The sequence below is a fragment of the Streptomyces sp. NPDC058619 genome, from assembly GCF_042717785.1.
Taxonomy (GTDB): Bacteria; Actinomycetota; Actinomycetes; order Streptomycetales; family Streptomycetaceae; genus Streptomyces.
This window is the reverse complement of record NZ_JBHXQN010000172.1, coordinates 1-1023: the sequence shown is the minus strand read 5'-3', so window position 1 is coordinate 1023 and position 1023 is coordinate 1. Positions and strand designations below refer to the sequence as shown.

Genomic DNA, 1023 nt, shown 5'->3' with positions numbered 1-1023 from the left:
GTCAACGGCAGACCCTCAAGAACCACCACCGCCGACGGCACCATGTACTCCGGCAACCGCCCAGCAGCAAACTCCCGCACAGACACGGGCAGACCGTGAACCTCACCCTGCCCCGGGACCACGTAGGCGACCAGACGCTTGTCACCCGGGATGTCCTCACGAGCGATCACCGCCGCCTGAGCAACCTGAGGGTGGCCGGCGATGACAGCCTGGACCTCACCCGGCTCGATACGGAACCCACGGATCTTGACCTGCTCATCCGCCCGCCCCAGATACTCCAACTGACCGTCCGCGTTCCAGCGCACCAGGTCACCGGTGCGATAAAGCCGCTCACCCGGCTCACCGTAGGGACTGGCCACAAACCGCTCCGCCGTCAGACCAGCCCGGCCCACGTAACCACGCGCCAACTGCACACCCGCGACATACAACTCACCGCCCACACCCACCGGCACCGGCGACAGCGCCTGGTCGAGCACATACAGGCGCGTGTTCGCCACCGGCCCGCCGATCGGCACCACCACATCACCCCCACGGCACTCCCAAGCCGTCACATCCACCGACGCCTCCGTCGGACCATACAGATTGTGCAACTCCACTCGGCCACCGAAGACCTCGAAGAAACGCTCCTGCACACCCGCCGACAGAGCCTCACCCGAACACACCACCCGCCGCAGCACACCACCACACAAAGCAGCAGCCGGCTCCCGCAGAAACGCCTCCAGCATCGACGGCACAAAATGCACCACCGACACCCGCTCCGACCCGATCACCGACGCCACATACGACGGATCCCGATGACCACCCGGACGGGCCACCACCAGCACCCCGCCCTCAAACAACGGCCAGAAGAACTCCCACACCGACACATCGAAACCGAACGGCGTCTTCTGCAGCACCCGCTCACCCGGCACCAGACCGAACCGCGACTGCATCCACACCAGACGATTCACAACACCCGCATGCGACACCACCACACCCTTGGGCCGACCCGTCGACCCCGACGTGAACAACACATACGCCGCA

At 65.6% G+C, this 1023-nt stretch carries 1 protein-coding gene; it reads right to left on the bottom strand.

Annotation, left to right across the window (positions count from 1 at the left end; all coding sequences use genetic code 11):
* A partial coding sequence (locus ACFWTC_RS38980) for an amino acid adenylation domain-containing protein (protein ID WP_384075193.1) occupies positions 1–1023 on the bottom strand: 1023 nt, incomplete at both ends.